Consider the following 22,693-nt stretch of genomic DNA (forward strand, 5'->3'; position numbering starts at 1 on the left):
AGCCATGGGACTGCTGCTCGCACTGGTCATGGGCCTGAGCGTCTGGGGCGCCTTCGCCGGCATCCGCATGTACCGGGCCGACGCCAAGCTCCCCGGCGACCTCGCCCTCGCGCTGGAGGTCGGCTCCACCCGCACCGGCGCCGTCGACTCCCTGGTCGACCGCCTGGGCATGCGCTACGCCCCCGCCGTCCAGCGCCTGATGGGCCCGGCCCTGGTCGCCAGGTACCGCCGCCGCATCGACCTGGCCGGCAACCCCGGCGGCCTGACCATCGACCGCTACGCCGCCCGGCGCGCCGTCTACGGCTTCCTGGGCGCCGTCGGCTTCCTGGTCTTCCTCCTGCGCGGCCAGCTCCTCGTCGCGCTGCTGCTGCTGGCCTTCGGGGCGTTCTGGACCGAGGTGGGCATCTGGTCGGCGATCCGCATCCGCAAGGACGTCATCGAGCGCACGCTCCCCGACTTCCTCGACGTCCTGGCCGTCGTGGTCAGCGCCGGCCTCGGCTTCCGCCAGGCCATGGACCGCGTCTCGATGCGCTACGAGGGCCCCTGGGCCGACGAACTGCGCATCACCCTCCGGCAGATGGACCTCGGCATGAGCCGCCGCCAGGCCTTCGCGGAACTGCGCCGGCGCAACGACTCCGAACAGGTGGCGATGTTCGTGACGGCACTCCAGCAGGGCGAGGAACTGGGCGCCCCCATCGTGGACACCCTGGTGTCCCTGGCCAAGGACATGCGCCGCACGGACGCCCAGAACGCCCGTCGCAAGGCCGCCCGGGCCGTCCCCAAGGCCACCATGATGATCACGACGTTCATGGTCCCGGCCACGATGATCCTGCTCGGCGCCGGGCTGATCCTCGGCTCCGGCACGGACTTCGGAACGATCACGGGTGAGTAGGGGAGGACGGACGGCATGGCCACGACCAACCCACCGGCGAGGGACCTGACGGCACGGCAGCCGGACGACCGGCCCGCCCGCACGCCGCGCCGCCGCCGTCCGCCGCGGCCGGCTCCGCTGCTCGCCGCCCTGCCCGCGCCTCCGCCCGCCCGCACCGCCCACGGCCCCGCACCGGACGCCCCGGCGACGCCCCTGCTGCCGCCGGGCCGAACACCCTCGGGGCCACAGCCGGGAACTCCGGGGAGCCCGGTCCGGCCGGTCGTCGACAGCGCCGTACGCCCGGACGCCCCGCCGGCCGCGGAGGGGCCGTCCCCCGGCCCCGGGGAGGCGACGGCGGCACCCGCGCTCACCCTCCAGGTCAACGCGTTGCAGGCCCTGTGCCGCCAGGTCTTCGGCTTCCGCCTGGCCATGATCGCGCTGGCCGCCCCCGCCGCCCTCCTCAACGCCAGCCCGGGCCTGGGCGCCCGCCTGGTCGGCGCCGCCGTGGTCGTCACCTTCATGGCCTCGTACGTCCTCGTCCGCGACTGGGAGCGCTTCGGCCCCCTCCTGCTGTGCCACCCCACGCTCCTGGCGGTGGACACGCTGTTCGGCTCCCTGCTCCTGATCTCGGCGGGCCCCGACACGACCCTCGCCTACGTCAGCGTCTGCACCCCGCTCCTCGCCGGGCTCGTCTACGGCTGGCGCGGAGCGGCCGTCTTCGCCTCCCTCCAGTCGCTGATCCTGCTGCTGGTCCACGCGACGCTGGACCCGCACCCGGGCGTGGCGGAGGCGTCGCTCCTGCCGGGCCTGTGCGTGATCTCCGGGGCGGCGGGTTCCAGCCTGCGCGGGCTGCTGCTGCGCTTCGGCTCGGCCACCGAGGCCCTGACGGCGGTCCGGGCCCGGCTGGCGGTCACCGAGGCGGTGAGCGCCGAACGCGCCCGCCTCGCCCGTGAACTGCACGACTCCGTCGCCAAGACCCTGCACGGCGTGGCCCTGGCGGCCGAGGGCCTGGCCGCCACGGCGGGCAGCGGGCGCATGGACCCGGCCCTGGCCAGGCGCCAGGCGGAACTGGTGGCCCGTTCGGCCCGCAGAGCCGCGGCCGAGTCCCGCGAACTCCTGACCGACCTGCGCCGGGAGACGGATCCGGCACAGGGCACGGACATCGCGGCCGAACTGAATCAAAGGGTCCGGGAGTTCACCGCCCGCACCGGGGTGCCCGCCAGCTGCCATCCGCCCGCGGCGGACGCGCCGGTCCCCCCGGTGCCCCCGGCGGTCGCCCGGCAGCTCCTCACCATCGTCTCCGAGGCCCTGGAGAACGCCCACCGTCACGCCGCACCGGCCCACGTCCACGTGTGCGCGGCCGTGCGGGACGACTGCCTGCGCATCAGCGTCCACGACGACGGCACCGGCCTCCCCGCGGACACCGACCTCGAACGCCTGAGCGGCTCGGGCCACTTCGGCCTGGTCGGCATGGTCGAGCGGGCGGCCTCGGTGGGTGCCCGCATCCGCATCGGCCGGGGCGGCCACGCCCGGGGGACCGAGGTTCGCGTGGACCTGCCGCTGTCCGCCCTGACACCTGCTCCCGGCGCGAGCACGCGGGCATGAGCACGGCGTACCCGTCGACCCCACGACAGGAGAGGACACACCCGATGCCGGACGACGACACGAACGGGAACGGCCACCCGCTCCACCCCTTCCCGCCGCCCGCGCCGGCCGCCGCCCTACGGGTCGTCGTGGCCGACGACAACCCGGTCGTCCGCGCCGGTCTCACCGCGCTGCTCTCCGGCCGGCCGGACATCACGGTCGTCGCCGAGGCCGCCGACGGCCGCCAGGCCTGCGAGGCCGCGCAGCGTCACCACCCCGACGTGGTCCTCCTGGACGTCCGCATGCCCGGCGTGGACGGCATCTCCGCCCTTCCGTACCTGGTGGGCATCGCCTCGGTCATGATGCTGACGTACAGCGGGGAGTCGGAGACCGTCCGGGAAGCCCTGCGACGCGGTGCGGGGGGGTACCTGGTCCACGGCGAGTTCACCGCCGACCAGTTGGTGGCGGCGGTACGGGACGTCCGGCGCGGCCGGGCCCACTTCACACCGACGGCGGCGGACGCGCTGCTGTCCCAGCTGCGCGAAGAAGGGCGTGGAAGTGCGAGTGCACACGAAGAAAGAAGTCCGAGCTCCGCCGTACTGCGCTCAAGTAGGCCGATTTCCGCACAAGGACTTTCGCAACTGCAACCGCATATGGGACAGTCGTCGTCGAGTACTCCCGACAGGTCGCGGTTCCAGCTGAGCACGAGGGAGGTGGAGATCATGGACCACATCGCATCCGGCATGAACAACCAGCAGATCGCCGCCACGTGCTTCATCAGCGAGAAGACGGTCAAGAACCACATCAACCGCATCTTCGCCAAGCTCCACAGCACCAGCCGCTCCGAAGCCACCGCCAAGTGGCTGGGCCTGGGGTGAGCGCGATGGACCGTCCCACGGTGCGCGATTGGGCCCGCATTTGGGCCCTGGGGCCCTCGGCGGGCCGGGCGAACCCGCCTTACGTTCCCGACGTCGAGCGCGGCACCGGCCACCCTGGAGGGCAACACCATGAGCAACTGGCTGCACACGACCGTCGCACACCTCACCTCCCGCGCCGCGCGGAACGACAAGGGCCAGACGGCGGTGGAGTACCTGGGGATCATCGCGGTGGTGGTGGCGATCGTACTGGCGATCACGGGGACGGACATCGGGCAGACGATCTACAACGCGATCACAGACAAGATCACCGAAGTCACCGGTGGCTGAAGCCCGGACACTTTCGCGGCGATGGAGGGCAGGCTTTCCCCATCTACATCACGGTGGTGGGAGGCCTGCTCTTTCTCGCACTTGCGTACTTCGCGGTCGGCCAGGCCGCAGCGACTCGTAGTGAGGCTCAGACAGCAGCGGACGCTGCGGCACTCGCAGCGGCGTTGGAAACGCGCGATGCCCTCGCGGACCAGTGGCTCGAGAACGTGACCAAGCCGGACACCTGGCAGGACATTTTCGACGGCAAGGCAGCAGTCCCCAGCGCGTGTTGGCGCGCTCAGCAACTGGCGGCAAGCAACGATGCAACTGTGGACTGCAGCGTGATCGACCCCTTGTCCTACAGAGTTGTGGCCGAGACCAATAAGGCTGTCGGTGACACCATCGTGTCGGGCACAGAAGACCAGCGAGCCACGGAGTCCGCCACTGCCGTCATCGAGCCCCGTTGCTCGTTCGATCTGCCCAGTGGGGACGTCGGGGACGACGTGTTGCCCCGGCTCTCGTGCAAGGGCGAGGAGTGGGATCTGGATCCGGACGACCTCCTGGACCTGCCGAAGCCCGAGGATCTGTTCGACGTCCATCTGGCCGACTGACATGCGAACGACGAGGACGAAGGAAGCGGAGTCATGAGTATTCGGTTCACCCCCGGGGTCGGTAGGGGAGCGGTCGCAGTGACCGTTGCGCTCGGGCTGGCCTTCGGCGTGGTCGGTTGCGGTGGCGACAGCGACAACGACAAGCCTCGGGCCTCGGCGTCCTCGCCCGGGACCGACGGGTCGCAGCCGAGTCCGCAGGAGGGGCAGTCGGACGAGGTTCTGGCCGAACTGAAAGGCCCTTCCGGCCTGCTGCTGGCGATCACCGCTGCGCAGCGTGACTCCGGCGGTTTCGTCACAGTGAGCGGTGACCTCAAGAATGAGGGCAGCAAAACCACCACCGTCCCGGCTCAGTTGAGCGGGAACGAGACCGAGATCATCCGTAACGGCAGGTCCCTCGGCGGAGCAACGTTGGTGGATTCCAACGGCAAGAAACGGTATTACGTGCTGCGCGACACCGAAGGCCGACCGTTGACCACAACCAACTTCTCCGCTCTGAAGTCGGGGGAAACGCTCCCCGTCTTCATGCAGTTCCCCGCCCCTCCGGCGGACGCGACCGAGGTGACGTTCCAGCTGCCCATGTTCTCGGCTGCCAGCATCGAGATCTCCGGGTGAGGCCCACCATGACCCCGACCCCCCGCCTCACCCTGGCTCTCACCACCGTCACCCTTCTGCTCGCCACGAACCTCTACGGCGCCGCCACCGCACACGCCGACGACGACCCCGTCGACCCGCCAGGCACCGAGGCTTCCGCCTCCGCTCCCGTCGACGTCGATCCCAACGACCCCGACCTGAAGCTCCCCGACGGGGCCACGCTCGCGCAGGCCAAGGTGCTGGACATCAAGTCGGTCGTCGAGGACCAGAGCGGTGACGAGCGACGCGAGGACACCAACACCGACGTGACCTTCGCGCTCCAGGCCGAGGTGCTGTTCGGCAAGGACAGCGCGAAACTCGGCGGCGAGGCCAGGTCCCGGGTCGCGGGCATCGCCGAGGAGATCAGGAACCAGAAGGCGAACAAGATCCGCGTCTTCGGCTTCACCGACAACCTCGGCTCCGACGCCCACGGCGACGTCCTGTCCAAGCAGCGCGCCAACGCCGTGCAGGACCTCCTCGCCCAGACCCTGAGCGACGCCGGCATCACCTACGAGGTCCGCGGCTACGGCGAGGACTACCCCATCGCCGACAACTCGACGGAGGCGGGCCGCAAGAAGAACCGCAGGGTCGAGGTCTCCTTCCCGCGCACCTCGTGACGCTCCGGCAGCCGACCACCGGCCGGCGTCGCCCCCGCGACGCCGCCCGCCGTCCCTACTCCTCCTCCGCCCCCGGGGTCCGCACCGCCTCCACCCGCACCCCGGCCCGCACACCCCACCCGGCCATCGCCCCCGCCTCGGCCTCCAGCACGTGCCGGGCACGCGGCCGCGGCAGCCCCAGCCGGCCCGGGCGCATGGTGCGCACCGCGATGACGGTGAGGCGCCGGTCCAGATAGGCCACGTCGATGGGGAACCGCATCCGGAAGGTGTGCACGCTGTTGGCAGGCGTCAGCAGCAGCGCCCCGTCGACCGAGTCCCGCCCCAGCAGCCCCCGCGTACGGGCCCGGTAGGACGCGGCGATCTCCAGCGGCACGGTGACCGCCCTCCCGTCCGGTCCGCCTGCCACGACCAGGCGCCCCCGCCCGTCCCGCCAGCGCCGCCCCATGCCGACTCCCTCCCCGCGCCGCGCCCCGGCGCCCCGCCCGGACCGCGAAATGCCGTTGTCCCGCGGTCCGGGCCAAGTGTAGGAAGGGCCCATGACCGCACTCGGCGTCGTGTTCCGTCCCCAGCTCGCCCCCGAACGGCTGCGTGCCGTGGCCCGCGTCGCGGAGGACTCCGGACTGGAGGAGCTGTGGCTGTGGGAGGACTGCTTCCTCGAAGGAGGCATCGCCACGGCCGCCGCCGCCCTCGCATGGACCGAACGGCTCCGGGTCGGCGTCGGGCTGCTCCCCGTGCCGTTGCGGAACGTGGCCGTCACCGCCATGGAGGCCGCCACCCTGCACCGGATGTTCCCCGGCCGCGCGGTCCTCGCCGTCGGGCACGGCGTGCAGGACTGGATGGGCCAGGTCGGGGCGCGGGCGGAGTCGCCCATGACCCTGCTGCGGGAGTACCTCCTCGCCCTGCGGGCCCTGCTGCGCGGGGAGCGGGTGACGACCGAGGGCCGGTACGTCCGGCTCGACGACGTCGCCCTCGACTGGCCGCCCGCCCAGCGGGCCGAGGTGCTCGCCGGGGTCACCGGGCCCCGTTCCCTGCGGCTCGCCGGGGAGGCCGCCGACGGCACCGTCCTCACCGCGGCCAACCCGCCCGACGCCGTGCGGCGGGCCCGCCGGCTCGTCGACGAGGGCCGGACGGCCGCCGGGCGGACGGAGCCGCACCAGGTGGTCGTGTACCTCCTCGCGGCCACCGGACCCGGCGCCGCCGAACGGCTGCGGGCCGAGCAGCGGGCGGAGGGTCTCGCGGCGGTGCCGGACCTGGGTGTCGCCGGGGACGCCGACGCCGTCGCCAAGGCCGTCCGGCGGCTCGCCGAGGCCGGCGCCGACACCGTCGTCCTCCAGCCGACGGGGGACGAGCCCGACCCCGAGGGCTTCGTACGGTTCGCCGCCCAGCAGGTCCGGCCCCTCCTGGACTAGCACCGCCGACCGCCGACCGTACCGACCGGCACGACACACAGATCGGATCCAGCGCCCCATGACCCCCGCCGCCGCCCGCTCCTTCGACGAACTCGTGGCCGAGGGCGCTGCCGTCCCCACCGAAGGGTGGGACTTCACCTGGTTCGAGGGGCGGGCCACCGAGGAACGGCCGTCCTGGGGATACGCGCGGTCCATGGCCGGGCGGCTGGCCGGGGCCGGCGCCGTGCTGGACGTACAGACCGGCGGCGGCGAGGTCCTGGAGCTCGCCCTCGGCCTCGCCGCCCCCGACCGGCCCCTGCTCGTCGTCGCCACCGAGGGGTGGGCGCCGAACGTCGCCAAGGCCACCGGACTGCTCCGCCCGCGCGGCGTCGCCGTGGTCGCCGCGCCCGACGACGCGCCGCTCCCCTTCGCGGACGGCGGCTTCGACCTCGTCGTCAGCCGGCACCCCGTCCGGCCGCACTGGACGGAGATCGCCCGCGTGCTCCGGCCCGGCGGTACGTACTTCGCCCAGCACGTCGGGCCCGCCAGCGTCTTCGAGCTCGTCGAGTTTTTCCTCGGCCCCCTGCCCGAGGAGAACCGCACCGCCCGCCACCCCGACCTGGAGCGTGCCGACGCGGAGGCCGCCGGGCTGGAGGTCGTCGGCGTGCGGGCGGAGCGGCTGCGGATGGAGTTCCACGACATCGGCGCCGTCGTCCACTTCCTGCGCAAGGTCGTGTGGATGGTCCCCGGGTTCACCGTCGAGGAGTACCGGCCCCGCCTTCGCGAGCTGCACGACCGCATCGAGGCCGATGGGGCCTTCGTGGCCCACAGCGCGCGCCAGCTCTTCGAGGCCCGCAAGCCGGACGCGTAGGCCCCGGCCGCCCGCAGGTGCCCGTGCGGGCGGACATGGCCAGGAACTGCCGTTCGATCCGCCGCGCGCCCCGCCGCCGTTCGAGTGATTCTCGCGGTTCTCGTCATGAGGGAACGTCAGGGCCGACGCGGGCCGGCGGCCGTCCTCGAAGACGGAGAAGTGTGCCCGGCCGAGTGGATCATTCCGGGTGTTCGTGACATACCTTCGCAAATATCCGCGCTCCGGAGGAGGTGTGCGGAATCACCCCGCGATCCTCACAGGATTTCCACATCGTTATCCACCCCTGACCCGCACGGGTCGGAACCGCCCACCGTGATCACGTACATTCGAGGCAGGTAATTCGCGTCAGCAAAGCTGCGCGTGTGGCACCGCGCAGTGGAGGGGGCTGCGCGGTGCCGGGTCAAGCGGGCGTTCGCCGGCGGCGTCACCCGGTGGTGGGACGCGGAGGCGTTCCGTCGTGCGAGGCCCGGCGCGGAGGTGAAGCCCAGCGTGGCCACTCCTGTCACCCGCCTGTCACCCGTTTCCCGTGGAATTCCAAGGGAATGGCCGCGTTCTGGCCATGATTCAGGGCGGAATGGGCTATTCCATGGCCACCCGGGCGTCGCCGGGTGATTCCGGAGAGTAGTTGTGGCACGCCGATGCGCGCGACTTCACTTACGAAGGGTTATGGTGGAAACCCCCCCTCGGGCCGGTCCGTCTCCCCCCCCACGGACCGGCCCGTTTTTTCTGCCCTCGGTGACGCCCCGCCCGCCCGGCTCCCGGTACACCGCCGCCGGGCCCGCCCGCACCCCGACCCGCCCGGGTGCCCCGAGGGGCGCCTGTCATGAGGAGTTCACCGGTGCGTCGTCCTGTGCCGTTGCATGGCGAAGCCCGTTCCCGGGCATAAGGCAAGCAGGTCGACGCCCGAACCACGGGCATCGGATCTCAGCGGACGGCACGTAGCCCGTCCGCCCGGGAGGCCCTTTGCACCAGCCCTACCGTGCGGTCACGGCGCGGAAGAAGTGGCGGAGGGCCGGTTCGCGGCCCGCGCCCGTGCAGGGCGGCCGACGACCGGCCGGCTCTTTCCCGCCCTCCCGGCCCAGCGTCCACTTCGTCGCTCCCCGACCTCTTCCGAGGGGGTACGTCCTTCCGTGGTGACCAGCACAAAGCGCCACAAGCCAGATCGGCGCACCTACGTTCTCGACACCAGCGTCCTGCTGGCCGACCCAGGCGCCCTGAACCGCTTCGACGAGCACGAGGTCGTGCTCCCGATCGTCGTGGTCACGGAGCTGGAGGCCAAGCGGCACCATCCCGAACTCGGCTACTTCGCCAGGCAGGCCCTGCGCCTGCTCGACGAGTTCCGCGTGCGGCACGGCCGCCTGGACGCCCCCATCCCCATCGGGGATCTCGGCGGGACCGTGCGTGTCGAGCTCAACCACTCGGACCCCAGCGTGCTGCCCACCGGCTACCGCCTGGGGGACAACGACTCCCGCATCCTCGCGGTCGCCCGCAACCTGCAGGCCGAGGGGTTCGACGTCACCGTCGTGTCGAAGGACCTCCCGCTCAGGATCAAGGCGTCCTCCGTCGGCCTGCTCGCCGAGGAGTACCGCGCCGAGCTCGCCATCACGGACGCCTCCGGCTGGACCGGCATGTCCGAACTCACCCTGCCGGGTGAACAGGTGGACGTGCTCTTCGAGGAGGGCCGGGTCCACGTCCCCGAGGCCGCCGAGCTGCCCGTGCACACGGGTCTGACCATCCAGTCGGAGCGCGGCAAGGCGCTCGGCCGCGTCACGCCCGACGGGAACGTCAGGCTGGTGCGCGGCGACCGGGAGGCGTTCGGCATCAAGGGCCGCAGCGCCGAGCAGCGCATCGCACTCGACCTGCTCCTGGACCCGGACGTCGGCATCGTGTCGATGGGCGGCCGGGCCGGCACCGGCAAGTCGGCGCTGGCGCTGTGCGCGGGACTGGAGGCCGTGCTGGAACGCCGGCAGCACCAGAAGGTGATGGTCTTCCGCCCGCTGTACGCGGTCGGCGGGCAGGAGCTCGGCTACCTGCCCGGCTCCGAGGCGGAGAAGATGAGCCCCTGGGCCCAGGCGGTCTTCGACACGCTGTCGGCGGTCACCAGCCGCGAGGTCATCGAGGAGGTCACCGCCCGCGGCATGCTGGAGGTCCTGCCGCTCACCCACATCCGCGGCCGCTCGCTGCACGACGCGTTCGTGATCGTGGACGAGGCCCAGTCGCTGGAGCGGAACGTCCTGCTGACCGTCCTGTCCCGCATCGGCGCCAACTCGAGGGTCGTCCTGACCCACGACGTGGCGCAGCGGGACAACCTGCGGGTGGGGCGGTACGACGGAGTCGTCGCCGTCGTCGAGAAACTGAAGGGCCATCCGCTCTTCGCCCACGTCACGCTGACGAGGTCCGAGAGGTCGCAGATCGCGGCACTTGTCACCGAAATGCTGGAGGACGGGCACATCTGAGAACTCCGACCCGACACGGGTCGGTTGTCCCGACGGTCGACGCCGTCCGGAAAGGCGAAGAGCCTAGCCGGGCGGCGTCTTCGCGCGGGGAGGTTTCTCGAAATCCCCAGGGCCAAACGGGATGTGAGCTTTCACACGCAGCACAGAATTGCCTCACCCCGGCGGGTTACGGCAGAGTCTCATTCCTGTCAGGCCCCGCATACGACACATCTGTACCCCCAGCGGTACGGCACCACAGAAGCACCAGATCCAACTCCATAGCAGCGTCGTATGCCGCCCGAGCACCACGCGGCGCTCCCGTCGAGGGAGTTGTCCACCGGGCCCGCGCCTTCCGTGACCCGTAGTTGGGGAGGCCAGTGCCAGGGGCACGATTGCGTCCGCGAGGGTCACCGAAGCGGGCGATGCTGGAAGGAAACCGTGTGAGCCGGATCTCGGTCCGGGGATTCGCAGTGGCCTCGGCCACGGCGGTCACCGCAGTCGGAAGCGTCGTCGGCGTTGCCTCGGGCAGCACCGCGCAGAACCACGACGCGGAGGCGACGGCAGCAGGCACGACGCTGCTCGCGGACATCCCCATGGGCGAGCAGGCGCAGGTGCAGACCGCGTCCCTGACGCAGCAGGCCGACGTACAGGCCATCGCCGCGGACGTGAGCGCCAAGAAGGACGCCGAGGAAGCGGCCCGCAAGGCAGCCGCCGAGACCGCCGTCGCCAAGCAGGAGAAGGCGAAGAAGGCGGCCGAGGAGGCCAAGGAGCGCAAGGCGGAGCAGGAAGCCGCCAGCCGCGACGCCGAGCGCGAGTCCGTCAGCTTCGCCGTCCAGAGCTCCTACAGCGTCGGCCAGATCCAGGCGATGGCGCGTCAGATGGTCCCCAGCGGCCAGTTCCAGTGCTTCAGCAACATCGTGGACCACGAGTCCAGCTGGAACTACCGGGCCGTCAACGCGTCCTCCGGCGCCTACGGCCTCTTCCAGGCCCTGCCCGGGTCCAAGATGTCCTCGGTCGGCTCCGACTGGCAGACCAACCCGGCCACCCAGATCAAGTGGGGCCTCAACTACATGGACAGCCGCTACGGCAGCCCGTGCGACGCCTGGGCCTTCTGGCAGAACAACCACTGGTACTGAGCCGGCCCGGCACGGTCCGCCGCTCAACCTCGCGCAGCCCCTCACCGTCCTACGGTGAGGGGCTTTCGCGCTCCCGCCATGTACGGTCGGACCGGAACGACTCCTGGGGGAGTGGTGGGGACGGACGGGGGAAGAGGACGGATCATGTCGCGAGTGCCAGGGTGGCTCGGCCGGCTCGGCGCCGGACTGACCCGGATGAGCAGCCAGTTGGACCAGCGTCGCGCCGAGGCGGAGCGCGAGGACCCCGAGACCGACGGTGTCGTACCGGGGCACGTCTTGGTGCAGGTGTCCGCGCCGGACACGGACCACGCGTCCGCCGGGCACGGGCACAGGCTCGTGGACCACACGCCCGTCGCCCGGGACCGGCCCGACCCCGCCCAGGCGGTGCCGTGGGGCATGCGGGTCGCGGCCGAGGCCGGGTGGCGGCTGCTGGTCCTCGCGGGCACCCTCTGGGTGCTGATGAAGGTGATCAGCGCCGTGCAGCTGGTGGTGCTGGCGTTCGTCGCCGCACTGCTGATCACGGCCCTGCTCCAGCCGGCCGTGGGCTGGCTGCGGCGGCACGGGGTGCCCCGCGGACCGGCCACGGCCCTCACCGCCATCCTCGGATTCGTGGTGATGGGCCTGATCGGCTGGTTCGTCACCTGGCAGGTCATGGAGAACATCGACAACCTCTCCGACCAGGTCCAGGACGGCATCGACGAGCTGCGCATCTGGCTGCTGAACAGTCCCTTCCACGTCACCGACAAGCAGATCAACGAGATCGCCAAGAACCTGCGCGACGCGGTCGGCGCCAACACCGACCAGATAACCTCCGCGGGACTCGAGGGCGTCACGGTCGTCGTCGAGGCGCTCACCGGCATCCTGCTGGCCGCCTTCTCCACGCTGTTCCTGCTCTACGACGGCCGGCGCATCTGGCAGTGGACGCTCAAGCTGGTGCCCGCCGCGGCCCGGCCGGGCGTCGCGGGTGCCGGCCCGCGCGCCTGGCGGACGCTCACCGCGTACGTGCGCGGCACGGTCGTGGTGGCACTGATCGACGCCATCTTCATCGGCCTCGGCATCTACTTCCTCGACGTGCCGATGGCCGTGCCGCTGGCCGTGTTCATCTTCCTGTTCGCCTTCATCCCGCTCGTCGGCGCGGTGGTCTCGGGCGCCCTCGCGGTCGTCGTGGCGCTGGTGACGCAGGGCATGTTCGCGGCGGTCATGACGCTCGTCGTCGTGCTGGTGGTCCAGCAGATCGAGGGCCACATCCTCCAGCCGTTCATCCTCGGGCGCGCGGTGCGGGTCCACCCGCTCGCGGTGGTGCTGTCGGTGGCCGCCGGCGGCATGGTGGCCGGCATCGGCGGCGCGGTGGTCGCCGTACCGCTGGTGGCGGTGACCAACACCGTCGTGGGCTATCTGCGGGCCTACTCCCGCGAGACCGCCGTCCGGCAGACGCCCAGGCCACGCGGCGCGGCCCCGACCGACGCGTCCCCCGCGGCGGAACAGCGGCCCGGTCCCGACGGGGCCGAGCCGGCGCCCGAGACGCCCCCGGCCTAGCGACGCGAAAGGGGCCCCGCTCACCAGGACGGTGAGCGGGGCCCCTTTCCGCCGGGTCCGGCGGTACTACTGGGCGAGGACCGCCTCGGCGTCCAGCGTGGCGCCGACGGCCTCGACCACAGCGGCGATCTTGAAGGCCTCCTGGATGACCTCGCGGTCGATCCCGGCCTTGCGCAGCACCTGCTCGTGCGAGTCCAGGCACATGCCGCAGCCGTTGATGGCGGACACCGCGAAGGACCACAGCTCGAAGTCGACCTTGTCGACGCCCGGGTTGCCGATGACGTTCATCCGCAGACCGGCGCGCAGGGTGCCGTACTCGTGGTCCGACAGCAGGTGCCGGGTGCGGTAGAAGACGTTGTTCATCGCCATGATGGCGGCGGCCGACTTGGCGGCCGTGTACGCCTCGGGCGAGAGGTTCGCCTTCGCCTCCGGCTCCAGCTCGCGCAGCACGATCGGGGAGCGCGAGGCGATGGCGGTCGCCAGCACGGTGCCCCACAGCTGCTGCGCCGGGAGGTCGGAGTTGCCGATGACCGAGCCCAGGTTGAGCTTCAGGTCCTTGGCGTAGTCCGGTATGGCGGACTTCAGGGAGTCGAGGGACATGTCGGTCACTCCCCGGCCAGCAGCGCGACCGGGTCGAGGGTCTCGTCGCCCTTGCTCCAGTTGCACGGGCAGAGCTCGTCGGTCTGCAGGGCGTCGAGGACCCGCAGGACCTCCTTGGGGTTACGGCCGACCGAGCCGGCGGTCACCATGGAGAACTGGATCTCGTTGTTCTGGTCCACGATGAACACGGCGCGCTTCGCGAAGCCGTCCTCGCCCTCGATGCCGAGGTCGCGCATCAGCTCGTGCTTGGAGTCCGCCATCATCGGGAACGGCAGGTCGGTCAGGTCCGGGTGGTCCTTGCGCCAGGCGTGGTGCACGAACTCGGAGTCGCCGGAGAAGCCGAGGACCTGGGCGTCACGGTCGGCGAACTCGTCGTTCAGCTTGCCGAAGGCGGCGATCTCGGTCGGGCACACGAAGGTGAAGTCCTTGGGCCACGCGAAGACGACCTTCCACTGACCCTCGTAGGTCTTGTGGTTGATCTGCTCGAACTCCTTGCCCTTCTCCAGCGAGACGCAGGCGGTCAGATCGAACTCGGGGAACTTGTCACCGACAGTGAGCACGTGCTCTCCAAAAGTGCAGCGAAGAAACACCCAGTTTGCAAGTGTTTCCCATGGGTTGGACGTTAGTGATGTTGGCACAGAGTGCATTGATTAGTGAAATAGCTACACTCGGTCGAGTTGATCGGAGGTGGCTATTAGTGACAGGGAAGAAGAGGCAGCCCAGCCTCGCCCAGCTGCGGGCTTTCGCCGCGGTCGCCGAGCATCTGCACTTCCGCGATGCCGCCGCCGCGATAGGCATGAGCCAGCCGGCGCTCTCCGGCGCCGTCTCCACGCTGGAGGAGACACTCGGTGTCACCCTCCTGGAGCGTACGACGCGCAAGGTGCTGCTCTCTCCGGCGGGGGAGCGGCTCGCCGTGCGGGCGAAGGCGGTGCTGGCGGAGGTCGGGGCGCTGCTGGAGGAGGCGGAGGCCGTGCGCGCGCCGTTCACCGGGGCGCTCCGGCTCGGCGTCATCCCGACCGTGGCGCCGTACCTGCTCCCGACGGTCCTGCGGCTGGTCCACGACCGCTATCCCGACCTCGATCTCCAGGTCCACGAGGAGCAGACGGCGAGCCTGCTCGACGGTCTCGCGTCGGGCCGCCTCGACCTGTTGCTGCTGGCGGTCCCGCTCGGTGTCCCCGGCATCACCGAACTGCCGCTGTTCGACGAGGACTTCGTGCTCGTCACCCCGCTCGACCACCGGCTCGGCGGCCGGGAGGGCATCGGACGGGGCGTGCTGCGCGAGCTGAACCTGCTGCTGCTCGACGAGGGCCACTGCCTGCGCGACCAGGCCCTCGACATCTGCCGGGAGGCCGGCCGCGCGGACGTCCCGGCGACCACGACGGCGGCGGGCCTGTCGACGCTGGTGCAACTGGTGGCGGGCGGCCTCGGCGTGACGCTGCTGCCGCGCACGGCGGTCCGCGTGGAGACGTCCCGCTCCAGCCAGCTCCTCACCGGTTCCTTCGCCGACCCGGCACCCAGCCGCCGCGTCGCCCTCGCCATGCGCACGGGCGCGGCCCGCTCCGCCGAGTACGAGGAGCTGGCGGTGGCGCTCCGGGAGGCCATGGAGGAACTCCCGGTGCGCACGGTCCGCGGCTGACGGGCGCCGCGCCGGGACCGCCGGCGCCTCCGGGCGCGCGGAGGCCCGGACGGGCACGGGAAGCGTGCCGCGTCCGGGCCCGGGCAGGCCGGGGGGCTACTCCGTCCGCAGGCCCTCGGGCCGCATCAGGCGCAGCAGCGGCGGCAGGCTGGCCAGGGTCACCACCAGGACGACCGAGGCGCCGATGCCGGTCATCGACAGGACGCCGGCCCAGTCGACGGCGACCGGGGTGGCCGTCATCTTCAGCAGCACCGTGCCCAGCGTCAGGCCGACCACCGTGGCCAGCACCAGTCCCAGCGCGATCGGTATCGCGGTCTGCCACAGCACCGACAGGCTCAGCGTGCGGCGCCGGGTGCCGAAGGCGACCAGGGACGACAGCAGCTTCCTGCGCTCGCGCAACTGCTCCAGCTGCGAGACCAGCAGACTCGCGCCGATCAGCGCCAGCACGCACGCGGCGCCGACGAACAGACCGGTGCGGATGGCGTCGAACCGGCCGGTGCGCTCCGTGGCCGACCAGACCATCGGGTACGCCAGCGGATCCAGGGCCGCCGCGGTGTTGCGCACCCGGTCGTACACGTCCGGCACGGACTCGTCGAGCCTGAGGTAGGCGTGCCCGGTCAGCGCCGGGGCGAGCGACTCGGGCAGCGCCTTCGGCGTGATCAGGAATCCGCCCCGGTCGATCCCGGCGAGCAGGCCCCGGCGCGGCGCCGCCTCGTGGACACCCGACGGCACCTTCCAGGGGAGCACCAGGCTCCTCTTCGGGTTGCCCTCGTACGTCGGGTCGAGGTACATCGTCCGGCCGGGCTTCGCCAGCGCCATCACGTCGAGACCGGTGTCCCACTCGGCCCCGCGCACGGCGAAGACGTCACCGTCGCGGCAGGAGGTCAGCGTCGCGATCTCGCGCAGCGCGACGCAGTCGCCCACGGTGACCGTCGTCGTGTTCTGCGGGTCGCTGCGCCGGTCGCCGACGTAGCCCTCGGAGTAGGAGAAGACCTCGTCGACACCCCGGGTGGCCCGGAACCTGCCCGCGGCCGCGGCCACCGGTGCCTCGCTCGGCAGGGCCACCTCCATCTGCGCCTGCGTGAGGTCCTTCCCGGTGCTCCGGGTGTAGTCGTCGTCCACGCCCGCGAACAGCATCTGCAGGGCGATCGCCCCGGCGACGGCCACGGCGATGCCGTTGACCATGCGGGCCGCCGTGCCGCTGCTCAGTTGCAGCCGGCGCACGGCCAGCTGCCAGGACACGGCGCCCGGGCCGAGCCGGGCGACGACCGTCTCCACGATCCACGGCAGCAGCGCGGTGACGCCGACGAGCAGCAGGACGACGCCGCCGCTCACCAGGTACTGATTGAAGTCCCCGTTGTCGCGGCCCTGGCCGACCATCGGGTACAGCATCGCCAGGCCGGCCACCGGCAGCAGCAGCCGCCACCACAGGCGCCGGCGTGCGGGCCTGGCCGTGCGCACCACGCCGAGCGGCTCGATGACCACACCGCGCAGCGCGAGCAGCGTCACCATGACGGCCGCCGCCGGCACCGCCACCGCGACCAGTAGTGCCAGCAGCGGGGACGGGTTGAGGTAGCTGGGGAACACGCTGATGCGGAACACCTCGGCCGTACCCGCGAGCTGGCGCCCGATCAGGAAGAACCCGGCACCGAAGAGCAGACCGAGCACCGCGCCCGCCAGCGCCTCGCCGGCCGCGATGCGCCGGGTCATGCGGCTGTCGGAGCCGACCAGCCGCAGCGCCGCGAGCCGCCGGTCGCGCCGCTCGCCGCCGAAGCGCACGGCGGCGGCGATGAACACCGCCACCGGCATCAGCAGCACCACGAAGACGACGAGGACGAGCAGGAGGAGCACGGGGTCGGCCTGCTCGGTCCCCGGGTCGGGGTCGCCGAAGTGGTCGATGCGGACGATCCGGCCGCTGTCGAGGTACGGCTCGAGGCCGTCGGCGCCCCGGTAGAAGGCGAGTTCGTGCGAGCCGATCAGCCCGATCTCCCCGATCGTGCCGCTGATCCGCTCCGGCAGCCGCTCCCGCAGCAGTGCGCCGGAGTCCGACTCCAGCAGCTCCTTCAGGGCGGGGGAGACGACCATCTCGCCCACGGCGGGGAACTTCGCCACCCCCGGCGGCAGCGGTGCCTTCGCCCCCTCGACGTCCAGCGCGCGGCCCCGGACGGTGTCGTCCCGGAAGTCGGTGTCGACGTCGGCGACGATCAGGGTGTCGTCGGCCTTGGCGGGCCGGTCGTCGGTGAAGGTGATGTCGGTGCGCGCGGCCTCCCGCTCGTGGCGGACGGCGAGGGCGTTCGGCAGGGCCGTCGTGAGCAGCAGCAGTGCCACGCCCAGCCCGACGCCGACGGCCGTCAGTACCGCCCGGGTCCAGCCCTCGCGCCCGCCGGTGACGGTGAAGCGCACGCCCAGGGCCAGGTCGCGGGCCCACTGGCCGACGTTCATACGGCGCGCTCCATGTCCCGCGACCTGCCGTCCCGTACGACGACCTCGCGGTCGGAGTACGCCGCCACCCGCGCCTCGTGCGTGACCAGCACGACGGCGGCGTTGGTGGACCGGGCGGCGTCCGTGAGCAGCTCCATGACCCGCTCGCCGTTGAGGGAGTCCAGGGCACCGGTCGGCTCGTCGGCGAACAGCACGCGGGGGTTGGTGACGAGCGAGCGTGCCACGGCGACGCGCTGCCCCTGACCGCCGGAGACCTCGCCGGGCCGCTTCTTTCGCAGGTCGTCGACCTCCAGCCGCTCCATCCAGGTCAGCGCGGCCCGCTCGGCCTCCTTGCGGGAGGTGCCGTTCAGGCGCAGCGGCAGGGCGACGTTCTCGACGCAGGTCAGCTCGGGCACGAGCTGCCCGAACTGGAACACGAAGCCGAACTCCGAGCGGCGCAGCGCGCTGCGCTGGGCGTCGGACATGGCGGACAGCTCCCGCCCGTCGTACGTGATCGTGCCCGAGTCGGGGGGCACGATGCCGGCGAGGCAGTGCAGCAGCGTCGACTTGCCGGACCCGGAGGGGCCCATCACGGCGACGACCTCGCCCGGGTGGATGGAGAACTCGGCGCCGTCGAGGGCGAGGGTCGGACCGTAGGCCTTGGTCAGCTTCTCGGCCGAGAGCAGGGAACCCGCGGGAGCGGTCATCGGGCCACCGCCTCACGGAGCTTGTCGAGGCGCGCGGCGGTGAGCTCCAGCCAGCGCAGGTCGGCCTCGAGGTGGAACAGGGCGTGGTCGCAGATGAGCTGATCGGCGAGATCGCCCCTGCGCTTGCGGTCGGTGAGGATGCGCATGCTGCGCAGGTGCTCCGAGCGCTGGGTGTCGAGGACGTCGGCCGCGTCGCGGTGGGTGAGCAGCGCGAGGACGACCTTGGTGTAGAGCGTGGACTGCAGGTACGGCTCGGGCTTCTCGGGCGTGGCGAGCCAGTGCTGGACGTCGGTGATCCCGGCGTCGGTGATCGCGTACCGCTTGCGCTCGGGACCGCCGCCCGTCTCGATGCCGTCGACGACGACGAGGCCGTTCTTCAGCAGACGGGACATCGTCGAGTAGACCTGGCCGTAGTGCAGCGGCCGGTCGTGACCGAACTTCTCGTCGAAGGCACGCTTCAGGTCGTAACCGTGGCGCGGCCCGGACTCCAGGAGTCCCAGGAGGGTGTGACCGATGGACATGGGCAGCACTCTACGCACGGTGTATACGCACCATGTATACGCCGAGTGGAGAGACCGTGGCGCGGGGTGCCGGTCCGCAGGTCGGAAGCGTTTGTCACGGTTCCGCTACGACGGAGGCCGCGCCGTCGCGAGGTGCGACGGCGCGGCCGGTCCGAGGGCGGTCACGGCGGGGGCGTCCCGTCCGGGCCGCCCCTCGGGGGACGCCCCCGGCGGGGCAGCTGCCCGGTGTCCCCGGGCAGGCGGCCCGCCTCCGCGAGCGCCCTGCGCAGCAGGAACTCGATCTGGGCGTTGGCCGAGCGCAGCTCGTCGCCCGCCCAGCGGGCCAGTGCCTCGTACACCTGCGGGTCCAGCCGCAGCAGCACCTGCTTGCGCTGCTGCGGCCGGCGCTTGGGGGCCGGGCCCTCGGACGGGGTCGTCACTGGTAGAGCGTTCCCGTGTTCAGGACCGGCTGGGCGGCGCGGTCGCCGCACAGCACGACCATCAGGTTGGACACCATCGCCGCCTTGCGCTCGTCGTCCAGCTCCACGATGCCCTGCTCGCTGATGCGGGCCAGCGCCGCCTCGACCATCCCGACCGCGCCGTCCACGATCTGCCGCCGTGCCGCGACCACCGCGCCGGCCTGCTGCCGCTGGAGCATCGCCGAGGCGATCTCCGGCGCGTACGCGAGGTGCGTGAAGCGGGACTCGATGATCTGCACGCCGGCCGCCTCCACGCGCGCGTGCAGCTCGACGGCGAGCTTCTCGGTGATCTCCTCGGCGTTGCCGCGCAGGGAGAGGCCGTCCTCCTCGTGGGCGTCGTAGGGGTACTCGATGGCGATGTGCCGCACGGCGGCCTCGGTCTGGGTGGAGACGAACTCTATGTAGTCGTCCACCTCGAAGGTGGCCTGCGCGGTGTCCTCCACCCGCCACACCACGACCGCGGCCAGCTCGATCGGGTTGCCGTACGCGTCGTTCACCTTCAGGACGGCCGTCTCGTGGTTGCGCACCCGCGTGGAGATCTTGGTGCGCGAGGTGAAGGGGTTCACCCAGCGCAGCCCGTCCTGCCGGATAGTCCCCCGGTACCGGCCGAAGAGCTGCACCACCCGCGCCTCGCCCGGCGCCACCATGTTCAGCCCGCACATCGCCAGGAACGCCGCCAGGGCGATCACGATGCCTCCGACGATCAGCCCGGCCTTCGCGCCGGTCGCCGACACCGCCGTGGCGGCGACGACCATCCCGACGCCGGCCAGCAGCCCGACCAGCCCCAGCAGCAGCGCGAGCCCGCCGCCGATGCTGGGCGCCTGGGTCTCCCGCACCCGCGGGGCCGGCATCTCGGGCACGTCGGCCCCGACCTGCGGCTTCTCCTGTACGGACATGAATGGTCCCCCCGTTCCCGCGGGGTGCGCTCGCACGCACCCGGTGATGGCCTCGATCTAGCTAAGTGATATCACTTTACACGAGCATGGCAACCATGAACCCCGTTCGCACGTCGGTTCCCTAGGAGCGGGTGCTGATTCTCACGTCCGTACGAGACGGGATCCGCGGCCGTATGCCACACCTCCCGGTGTTAGCTTTCTGAGCTGACCTGAGCGGCGAACCTGTGCGACGGGTGAGCACACACGACCGAAGCGGAGCGGATCGGACCCATGGGACGAGCGGAAGAGAGAAGAGCGCGTCAGCGCGGTGGCCGCCGCGCGGCGCCGAGCCGACGCCGCTCGTCGCCGAAGGACGACCGGAGCCTCATACGCCGGCTGTTCACCTGGAAGAAGATCCTCGGCACGTTCTTCGGCGTGATCCTGCTCGGCATGGGCGCCTTCATCGTGCTGTACATGGTGATCGACATACCCGAGGGGAACCCCGACGCCCAGCGGCAGGGCAACGTCTACAAGTACAGCGACGGCTCGATCATGGCCCGCAAGGGCTACAACCGAGAGATCGTCGACCTGGCCAAGGTCCCCAAGGACGTCCAGCACACCTTCGTCGCCGCCGAGAACAAGACCTTCTACAAGGACTCCGGCGTCGACCTCAAGGGCACCGCGCGCGGTGTGCTCAACACGCTCTCCGGCAAGGGCGCGCAGGGCGGCTCGACGATCACCCAGCAGTACGTCAAGAACTACTACCTGACCCAGGACCAGACCGTCTCCCGCAAGCTCAAGGAGCTGGTCATCTCCCTGAAGCTGGACCGGGAGAAGCCCAAGGACTACATCCTCGCCGGGTACATCAACACCAGCTTCTACGGCCGCGGCGCCTACGGCATCCAGGCCGCCGCCCAGGCCTACTACCGCGTCGACGCCGAGGACCTCACGGTCGAGCAGGGCGCGTACCTCGCCGCGCTGCTCCAGGCGCCCAACCAGTACGACTGGGCCATCGCCAGCGACACCGGCAAGCGGCTCGTCCAGGAGCGCTGGAACTACGTCCTGGACAACATGGTCGAGCAGAAGTGGCTGAGCGCCACCGACCGCCAGGCCATGAAGTTCCCGGTCCCCATGGAGCCCAAGCCCGCACCCGGGATGGAGGGCCAGACCGGCTACCTGGTCGAGGCGGCCAACACCGCGCTCAAGAAGCAGCTCGTCGCCGGCGGCAGCGCCGAGGACATGAAGCAGGCCGACGCGCTGGTCGAGGCCGGCGGCTGGACCCTCACGCTCAACGTCGACAAGAAGAAGCAGGCGGCGCTCGAGAAGTCCGTCAAGGAGCAGCTGACCAGCAAGCTGGACCCGCAGAAGCACGAGGTGGACGCCGACATCCAGGCCGGCGCCGTGTCCGTGGACCCGAAGACGGGCGCGGTCGTGGCGATGTACGGCGGTGTGGACTACGTCAAGCACTTCCGCAACAACGCCACCCGTGACGACTACCAGCCCGCCTCCACCTTCAAGCCGGTCATCCTGGCCGCCGCGGTGGACGAGGACGCCGAGACGCAGGACGGCGTGCCGATCACGACGAACACCATGTACGACGGCACGAGCGAGCGCCCCGTGGTGGACGGTGGCCGGAAGGTCGGCTTCGCCCCCGAGAACGAGGACCACCACGACTACGGTGACATCGACGTCCAGGAGGCGATGAACCAGTCGGTCAACTCGGTCTTCGCGCAGATGGGCGTCGACGTCGGCATGTCCGAGGTCGTGAAGGTCGCCGGCAAGCTCGGCATGGAGACCGAGGGCATGGACCCCGTCCCCGCGCAGACCCTGGGCAGCATGGGCGCGAGCCCGCTGGAGATGGCCGGCGTCTACGCCACCCTCGACAACCACGGCAAGAAGGTCACCCCGGCCGTCGTGAAGTCGGTGGAGCACAACTCCCGCGAGGTCGAGTTCCCCGACCCGATCGGTGACCAGGTCATCAGCCGCGAGGCCGCCGACACGGTGACGTCCGTGCTGACCGGTGTGGTCGACGACGGCACGGCCAGGAAGTCGGTGCGCGAGAACCCGATGCGCAAGGGCCAGGAGGTGGCAGGCAAGACGGGTACGTCCGACTACAACCGGTCGGCCTGGTTCACCGGGTTCACCCCCGGGCTGGTCACCTCCGTCGGCATGTTCGGCGAGGACTCCAAGACCTCCGCCCAGGTGCCGATGTACAAGGCGCTCGGCGAGCCCCGGATCAACGGCGGTGGCTTCCCGGCGCAGATCTGGGCCGCGTACACCTTCGGCGTGATGGACAAGGTCACGGAGTTCGACCTGGAGGCCAAGGAGGACGTCGAGGTGGAGCCCAGCACCTCGCCCACGGTCACCGAGTCGCCGTCCGAGTCGCCCTCGGAGGAGGAGACGGCCGAGGAGACGCCGACCGAGGAGCCGACGACCGAGGAGCCGACGGAGGAGCCCACGACCGAGGAGCCGGAGGAGTCGCCGTCGATGTCCCCGTCGAACAGCCCCTCGACCGAACCGCCGACGGGCGGGGCGTCCACGGACCCGGAGGACCCGCTGTTCCCGGGCAACGGCCGGCGCGAGCAGTAGCCGGCGGACCGCCGGCAGGTACA

The 22,693-nt window shown here is 71.3% G+C and carries 22 protein-coding genes; 14 read left to right on the plus strand and 8 right to left on the minus strand.

Annotation, left to right across the window (positions count from 1 at the left end):
- Window positions 1-4: 4 nt before the first annotated feature.
- The 7 genes from AC0VYN_RS04740 to AC0VYN_RS04770 all read left to right on the plus strand — a co-directional run bounded on the left by AC0VYN_RS04740 (window position 5) and on the right by AC0VYN_RS04770 (window position 5,497).
- Window positions 5-892, plus strand: coding sequence for a DUF5936 domain-containing protein (locus tag AC0VYN_RS04740; protein WP_475534912.1), 888 nt, complete (start codon window positions 5-7; stop codon window positions 890-892).
- A gap of 15 nt (window positions 893-907) precedes the next feature.
- On the plus strand, window positions 908-2,476 hold the full coding sequence (locus AC0VYN_RS04745; protein ID WP_475534913.1) for a sensor histidine kinase: 1,569 nt from the start codon (window positions 908-910) through the stop codon (window positions 2,474-2,476).
- A gap of 44 nt (window positions 2,477-2,520) precedes the next feature.
- The gene (locus AC0VYN_RS04750) at window positions 2,521-3,333 is read left to right on the plus strand and encodes a response regulator (RefSeq protein WP_475534914.1); all 813 of its coding nucleotides are present in this window, start codon (window positions 2,521-2,523) and stop codon (window positions 3,331-3,333) included.
- A 129-nt stretch (window positions 3,334-3,462) separates the two neighbouring features.
- A complete protein-coding gene (locus AC0VYN_RS04755) occupies window positions 3,463-3,660 on the plus strand; it encodes a Flp family type IVb pilin (protein WP_451690657.1) in 198 nt (65 codons plus the stop codon).
- Window positions 3,657-4,250 carry a pilus assembly protein TadG-related protein gene (locus AC0VYN_RS04760; RefSeq protein ID WP_475536813.1) on the plus strand — a complete coding sequence of 198 codons (594 nt, stop codon included), beginning with the start codon at window positions 3,657-3,659 and terminating at the stop codon, window positions 4,248-4,250. Before AC0VYN_RS04755 ends, AC0VYN_RS04760 begins: the two co-directional genes overlap by 4 nt.
- 33 nt (window positions 4,251-4,283) lie before the next feature.
- The gene (locus AC0VYN_RS04765) at window positions 4,284-4,862 is read left to right on the plus strand and encodes a hypothetical protein (protein WP_475534915.1); all 579 of its coding nucleotides are present in this window, start codon (window positions 4,284-4,286) and stop codon (window positions 4,860-4,862) included.
- An 8-nt stretch (window positions 4,863-4,870) separates the two neighbouring features.
- Complete coding sequence (locus AC0VYN_RS04770; protein ID WP_475534916.1) at window positions 4,871-5,497, plus strand: OmpA family protein; 627 nt, start codon at window positions 4,871-4,873, stop codon at window positions 5,495-5,497.
- A 55-nt stretch (window positions 5,498-5,552) separates the two neighbouring features.
- Here AC0VYN_RS04770 and AC0VYN_RS04775 read toward each other — a convergent pair whose 3' ends face one another.
- Complete coding sequence (locus AC0VYN_RS04775; protein WP_475534917.1) at window positions 5,553-5,942, minus strand: DUF192 domain-containing protein; 390 nt, start codon at window positions 5,940-5,942, stop codon at window positions 5,553-5,555.
- Window positions 5,943-6,033: 91 nt separating this feature from the next.
- Between AC0VYN_RS04775 and AC0VYN_RS04780 the strand changes: the two genes are divergently transcribed.
- The 5 genes from AC0VYN_RS04780 (at window position 6,034) to AC0VYN_RS04800 (ending at window position 12,863) form a co-directional block, all read left to right on the plus strand.
- Window positions 6,034-6,906 (plus strand): LLM class flavin-dependent oxidoreductase, encoded by an 873-nt coding sequence (locus AC0VYN_RS04780; RefSeq protein ID WP_475534918.1) that lies wholly within the window; start codon window positions 6,034-6,036, stop codon window positions 6,904-6,906.
- 58 nt (window positions 6,907-6,964) lie between these two features.
- A complete protein-coding gene (locus AC0VYN_RS04785; protein ID WP_475534919.1) occupies window positions 6,965-7,756 on the plus strand; it encodes a class I SAM-dependent methyltransferase in 792 nt (263 codons plus the stop codon).
- Between the two features lie 1,130 nt (window positions 7,757-8,886).
- Window positions 8,887-10,212, plus strand: coding sequence for a PhoH family protein (locus AC0VYN_RS04790; protein WP_385471857.1), 1,326 nt, complete (start codon window positions 8,887-8,889; stop codon window positions 10,210-10,212).
- Window positions 10,213-10,631: 419 nt separating this feature from the next.
- Complete coding sequence (locus AC0VYN_RS04795) at window positions 10,632-11,327, plus strand: aggregation-promoting factor C-terminal-like domain-containing protein (RefSeq protein ID WP_475534920.1); 696 nt, start codon at window positions 10,632-10,634, stop codon at window positions 11,325-11,327.
- 144 nt (window positions 11,328-11,471) lie between these two features.
- On the plus strand, window positions 11,472-12,863 hold the full coding sequence (locus AC0VYN_RS04800) for an AI-2E family transporter (protein WP_475534921.1): 1,392 nt from the start codon (window positions 11,472-11,474) through the stop codon (window positions 12,861-12,863).
- Window positions 12,864-12,929: 66 nt separating this feature from the next.
- On the opposite strand, the gene AC0VYN_RS04805 is transcribed toward AC0VYN_RS04800, so the two are convergent.
- Both AC0VYN_RS04805 and AC0VYN_RS04810 read right to left on the minus strand, forming a co-directional pair.
- Window positions 12,930-13,463: an alkyl hydroperoxide reductase gene (locus AC0VYN_RS04805; protein ID WP_385473160.1), complete on the minus strand. Its 534-nt coding sequence runs from the start codon at window positions 13,461-13,463 to the stop codon at window positions 12,930-12,932.
- A gap of 5 nt (window positions 13,464-13,468) precedes the next feature.
- Complete coding sequence (locus tag AC0VYN_RS04810) at window positions 13,469-14,023, minus strand: peroxiredoxin (RefSeq protein ID WP_385473157.1); 555 nt, start codon at window positions 14,021-14,023, stop codon at window positions 13,469-13,471.
- A gap of 137 nt (window positions 14,024-14,160) precedes the next feature.
- Here AC0VYN_RS04810 and AC0VYN_RS04815 point away from each other — a divergent pair, with 137 nt between their 5' ends.
- Window positions 14,161-15,099 carry a LysR substrate-binding domain-containing protein gene (locus AC0VYN_RS04815; protein WP_475534922.1) on the plus strand — a complete coding sequence of 313 codons (939 nt, stop codon included), beginning with the start codon at window positions 14,161-14,163 and terminating at the stop codon, window positions 15,097-15,099.
- Window positions 15,100-15,195: 96 nt separating this feature from the next.
- Here AC0VYN_RS04815 and AC0VYN_RS04820 read toward each other — a convergent pair whose 3' ends face one another.
- From AC0VYN_RS04820 to AC0VYN_RS04840, 5 genes are all read right to left on the minus strand, one after another.
- A complete protein-coding gene (locus tag AC0VYN_RS04820) occupies window positions 15,196-17,541 on the minus strand; it encodes an ABC transporter permease (RefSeq protein ID WP_475534923.1) in 2,346 nt (781 codons plus the stop codon).
- Window positions 17,538-18,227, minus strand: coding sequence for an ABC transporter ATP-binding protein (locus AC0VYN_RS04825; RefSeq protein WP_475534924.1), 690 nt, complete (start codon window positions 18,225-18,227; stop codon window positions 17,538-17,540). Before AC0VYN_RS04825 ends, AC0VYN_RS04820 begins: the two co-directional genes overlap by 4 nt.
- Window positions 18,224-18,748 carry a PadR family transcriptional regulator gene (locus tag AC0VYN_RS04830; RefSeq protein ID WP_385473146.1) on the minus strand — a complete coding sequence of 175 codons (525 nt, stop codon included), beginning with the start codon at window positions 18,746-18,748 and terminating at the stop codon, window positions 18,224-18,226. The genes AC0VYN_RS04825 and AC0VYN_RS04830 overlap by 4 nt, the downstream gene beginning before the upstream one ends.
- Window positions 18,749-18,909: 161 nt before the next feature.
- Window positions 18,910-19,167 (minus strand): type II toxin-antitoxin system antitoxin, encoded by a 258-nt coding sequence (locus AC0VYN_RS04835; RefSeq protein WP_475534925.1) that lies wholly within the window; start codon window positions 19,165-19,167, stop codon window positions 18,910-18,912.
- Window positions 19,164-20,102 carry an SPFH domain-containing protein gene (locus AC0VYN_RS04840; RefSeq protein WP_475534926.1) on the minus strand — a complete coding sequence of 313 codons (939 nt, stop codon included), beginning with the start codon at window positions 20,100-20,102 and terminating at the stop codon, window positions 19,164-19,166. The genes AC0VYN_RS04835 and AC0VYN_RS04840 overlap by 4 nt, the downstream gene beginning before the upstream one ends.
- Before the next feature lie 270 nt (window positions 20,103-20,372).
- Between AC0VYN_RS04840 and AC0VYN_RS04845 the strand changes: the two genes are divergently transcribed.
- Window positions 20,373-22,670, plus strand: coding sequence for a transglycosylase domain-containing protein (locus AC0VYN_RS04845; protein WP_475534927.1), 2,298 nt, complete (start codon window positions 20,373-20,375; stop codon window positions 22,668-22,670).
- Window positions 22,671-22,693 lie beyond the last annotated feature (23 nt).

The organism is Streptomyces sp. 63XJN7_1_ISO-PGPR-S23-121 (genome assembly GCF_056173025.1).